At 73.1% G+C, this 3,760-nt stretch carries 5 protein-coding genes and 1 pseudogene; all 6 read right to left on the bottom strand.

Translation table 11 applies throughout. The annotated features are described in order from the left end of the window. Positions 1-439, bottom strand: a pseudogene (locus C6N75_RS23655) (hypothetical protein); the annotation flags it as partial. Further along, positions 436-1,335, bottom strand: coding sequence for a sigma-70 family RNA polymerase sigma factor (locus C6N75_RS23650; protein ID WP_105870921.1), 900 nt, complete (start codon positions 1,333-1,335; stop codon positions 436-438). The gene C6N75_RS23650 and the pseudogene C6N75_RS23655, both read right to left, overlap by 4 nt. Further along, positions 1,332-1,574 carry a hypothetical protein gene (locus C6N75_RS30895; protein WP_181160591.1) on the bottom strand — a complete coding sequence of 81 codons (243 nt, stop codon included), beginning with the start codon at positions 1,572-1,574 and terminating at the stop codon, positions 1,332-1,334. The genes C6N75_RS23650 and C6N75_RS30895 overlap by 4 nt, the downstream gene beginning before the upstream one ends. Before the next feature lie 614 nt (positions 1,575-2,188). Further along, entirely contained in the window at positions 2,189-3,109 is a 921-nt protein-coding gene (locus tag C6N75_RS23640) for a DNA-3-methyladenine glycosylase family protein (protein WP_105870919.1), read from the bottom strand. Positions 3,110-3,133: 24 nt separating this feature from the next. Then, positions 3,134-3,511: a DUF6233 domain-containing protein gene (locus C6N75_RS23635; RefSeq protein ID WP_105870918.1), complete on the bottom strand. Its 378-nt coding sequence runs from the start codon at positions 3,509-3,511 to the stop codon at positions 3,134-3,136. Then, a partial coding sequence (locus C6N75_RS23630) for a hypothetical protein (protein ID WP_322888072.1) occupies positions 3,511-3,760 on the bottom strand: 250 nt, incomplete at its 5' end. The genes C6N75_RS23635 and C6N75_RS23630, both read right to left, overlap by 1 nt.

Raw genomic sequence — 3,760 nt, 5'->3', positions numbered from 1 at the left:
GGGCGGCGTCTGGGGTGGTGGGGGTGGGGTCGTTGGTCTGGGTGTGCCACCAGCGGGCGGTGTGGGTCTCGCCGAGGGAGAGGTGGTGCAGGTAGAGGCAGTAGGCGGCGGCGGGCTGGCCGGCGCCGGCGGCGTACTGCCACCAGAAGCGGGCGCCGTCGTCGGTGTCGGTCAGTTGCAGGACGCAGGCCAGGACCAGGGCGCTGCGGGGTTCGGGGACCTGTTCGGTGACGAAGTCGGCGACGGCGGTGGCGGGGGTGTGGGAGATGAGGGTCTCGCACAGGGTGCGCAGGTCCTCGGCCGCGGTGGTGTTGGCGCTCTGGTGCGGGGCGACCGGGCGGGTCCTGGAGCTGGTGCCGCTGGGGGGGACGACGTCGCCGGGCACGGCTCGGCTCGTGTCGATGCGGGCTCGGATGAGCAGGTCGGTGAGCGTGGTCATGGCGTGGGTCCTCCGTTGTGGGGCGGCAGCTCGATGGTGTCGGTGAGGAAGCGTCGGGCGTGGCGCTCGTCGGAGCGGACGGCGGCGAGGGGGACGCCGAGCAGGTCGGAGGCGCGTTCGGGGGTGAGGCCGCAGACGTGGCGCAGCACCATGACGTCGAGTTGGGCGTCGGGGAGTTTGCTCATCGCGGTGAACAGCTCCAGGGTTTCGGTGAGCTGGGCGATGCGCTCGTCGAGGTCGGTCGTGTCGTGCAGGGCGAGGGTGTCGAAGGCGGCTGGGACGAGGACGGGGCGTTGGTCTCGGTGGTCGGCCCGGGCCAGGACGGTGGCGCGCAGGATGCGCCAGGCGTAGCGGCGGTAGTCGGAGCTGGCGAGGGCTTCGTTGAAGGACAGCCACAGGATGGCGAAGGAGTCCTTGACCGCGCAGGCGGCGGCGTCGGCGGTCAGGAAGGCGCCGGCGAAGGCGAGGTAGCCGGCTTCGACGGTGTCGCACAGGGCGCCGTGCTCCAGGGGCTGGCCGGTGGCCAGGGCGGTTTTGCCTTCGGAGGATCTGTCGACCCATTCGCGGCTCTTGCCGGCGTCCAGGGCGGCCTGCCGCCACAGCCGGTACAGGGGCCAGCCGGGAAGTTCGAGTTGTCCGGCCAGGCGCTGCATGACCTCCCAGCGCGGGTAGTAGCCGACGCCGCGCAGCAGCTCCGAGAGCTTGGACTTGGCCAGAAGGACGGTGAAGCTCAGCTCGTGCAGGGTGCAGCCGCTGGAGAGGTAGCGCTCGCGGGTCGGCTCCAGCCACGCGCGGTGGGAGCTGGAGACGGTGGAGTCGATGGGGCCGAGTTTGCGGCCCGGTCGGCCCGGGGCCGGCTCGGAAGCCGGCCCCGGGAGGTTGATCGGCTTGGTCACGGGGTGCCGTCCCCCGCACCCGGTGCGCTCCCGTTCCCGGGCGCCGTAGCGCCGCGGGTGGGGGCGGCGGCCGGCGTGGGGCGCGGGCGGTGGCCGCGCAGAACCTGGTTCACGGTCAGGCCAAGGATCGGGGCCAGGGCAGCGATCAGGGCCACGTGCCCCATGGCCGCCATGGCCACGCTCCAGCCGAAGACCATCGCCGCCAGCAGCAGCGCCATCCATATCTTCCTGATGTCCATCAACACCTCTTCGTGTTCATGCCGCAGCCATCCGGACCACGCCAACGGAATCCCCCGGCAACGGGCGGGTGCCGAACCGCCGTTGAGGGGGCCATCAGCATGGACCGGCCATCAGCCGCAACGCCACGTGATCAAGGAATCACGGAACAATGAGGTGCGGGAAAGACAGGTCAGCGCACGGGCTTGACCGATGCGACGCACGTAGAAGCACGGATCCACGGCCCGGCGGGTGAAGTTCCCGGTTTTCCTTGCAATCCCCCACGCCAGGCACTCATATGGACTACGACACCTTCGTGTCGCCCTTCCATCCGGAAGAGGTCCGCCCCCGTGCCGAGAAGAACAGGGGGCGCGCCACCCCGTTGCCGCCCGGCCTGGGAAGTAGGCCGGGCGGCAACGGGGCACCCCATGCAGGGGAAGACGACCGTAGCGCAGAGCACCGACAACGCCCCCGCCCCAGCACAGCCACACCCGGCACCAAGCCGGACAGCGGGCGGCCGTCGGGCGTGCGAACCAGGAGTCTCCGAAGACCCAGCCGACGGGCGGGCTGCCCCGCAGGGGCAGCCACACCGTGCGGTGTGGCTGGGTGGAGCCTGCCTCTCCCCGGGTGCCGCCGGTTACAGGTGGGCGATGCGCGAATGCGGGGCTCGGTGCGCGCGCCGGTTCGGCATCCGGCCGCCGAGGAGGATCAGCCGGGCCGCGCGGTGGCGCTGCCCGGCGTAGGGCGCGAGCAGTTCCACCATCTGCTCGTCGGTGCCGTCGCGCCGGCCGGTCAGCGCGTACCCGACCTGGACCGGCAGGTGCAGGTCCCCCAGCGTCAGCGCGTCGGGAGCACCCAAGGTGCGCTGAAGCGTCTCAGCCGCCGTCCACGGGCCGACGCCGGGGATGAACTGGAGGCGGGCCATCGCAGCCGTCAGCGGCATGGCAGCGGCTTCCTCCAGCCGCGGTGCGCGTGTGCAGGCGTGGAGGATGGCGGTGGCGCGGGCGCGGTCGACGCCGGCGCGGTGCCACTCCCAGGACGGCACCCGCCGCCAGGTCGACGGCGACGGCGGGATCAGCATGCCGGCCGGGGCCGGCCCCGGCGGCTGTTCGCCGTGGAGGCGGAGGAGGCGGCGCCAGGCGTCGCGGGCGCTGCCGGTGGTCACCCGCTGCTCCAGCACCGTGGGGATGAGGGACTCCATCACGAGTCCGGTAGCCGCCAGGCGCAACCCGGCATGCTTGCGGTGCGCGACCGCCACCACGTAGTGGCGCGGCACGAACGCGGCGGGATCGTCGTGCGCGCCTAGCAGCGCCGGGAGTCGCTCCAGCACCCAGTCCGCTCCCGGCCCCCATGCCTCCCCGGTGATCCGGCGGCTGGCCGCCGGCCCGGTCTTGTCGATGATTTTGAGGGTGGCCGGGCCGGCCGGGGTGAGGGTGGTGCGCCACCAGGTGCCGTCGTCCTCCAGCCGGCAGGTGGGGTCTCCCGAGCCGCGGCGCAGCACCCGCAGGGTGCAGGCCAGGTCGTACGGCGCGGGCGGTGCCCACGTGCGGCTGGGCATGCCTTCAGCGTAGAACGGCGGCGGTCACAGCATGCCGAGTTCGGTCTTGGGACGGCAGTACGGGCACTCCTCGACCTCCATCAGCGCCCGGCGGGCCTCCTCCCGGGTCAGCGCAGTGGTGCGACCGGGCCGGCGGCAGTCGTCCAAGTGGACGCGGACCGGGGTGCGGGCCGTGTCCCGCATCCGCTCCAACCGGAAACCGCTGCCCGGTTCGGGGGCCGGGGGGCGGGGCACGGCGGCCTTCAGGGTGTGGTGGGCGGCGATGGCCTCCCGCACCCGGTCCAGGTAGAGCACCAGCCAGCGCTCGATGATCCGTAGCCGCTCCAGATCTGGGGGCAACTCCGGCAGCGCGGCCAAGACCTCGTCCTCCCTGCGGCGGGAGCCGTCGCGGGCGGGCGGCATCACCAGCCCTCCCCCGTATGGGCCGCCTGGGCGTGGGCGATCTCCTTCAGCTCCATCCGGGCCGCAGGCGTACCGGCCGGGCCGGCCCAGTAGGGGTGCGCGGCGATGCGGCCGGACAGCTCCAGCAGCTCCCGGCGGGCGGCGGTCGGGCTGGCCGCCGGCTCGGCGACGGCCAGGCGGCGGTAGGCGGCGTACCAGGCGGTTTGCGCGTGGAGGAGGTCGGGAGGGAAGTCGTGCACGTCCATACCC

Source organism: Streptomyces solincola (genome assembly GCF_002982015.1).
GTDB classification, from domain to species: domain Bacteria; phylum Actinomycetota; class Actinomycetes; order Streptomycetales; family Streptomycetaceae; genus Streptomyces; species Streptomyces solincola.
The sequence above is the reverse complement of the archived record's forward strand: the minus strand, read 5'-3'. Positions and strand labels throughout refer to the sequence as shown.

Coding starts and splice junctions, on each gene's coding strand:
- C6N75_RS23635 (WP_105870918.1), bottom strand. CDS start 3,511: ATGCCGCCCGCCCGCGACGGCTCCCGCCGCAGGGAGGACGAGGTCTTG.
- C6N75_RS30895 (WP_181160591.1), bottom strand. CDS start 1,574: ATGGACATCAGGAAGATATGGATGGCGCTGCTGCTGGCGGCGATGGTC.
- C6N75_RS23640 (WP_105870919.1), bottom strand. CDS start 3,109: ATGCCCAGCCGCACGTGGGCACCGCCCGCGCCGTACGACCTGGCCTGC.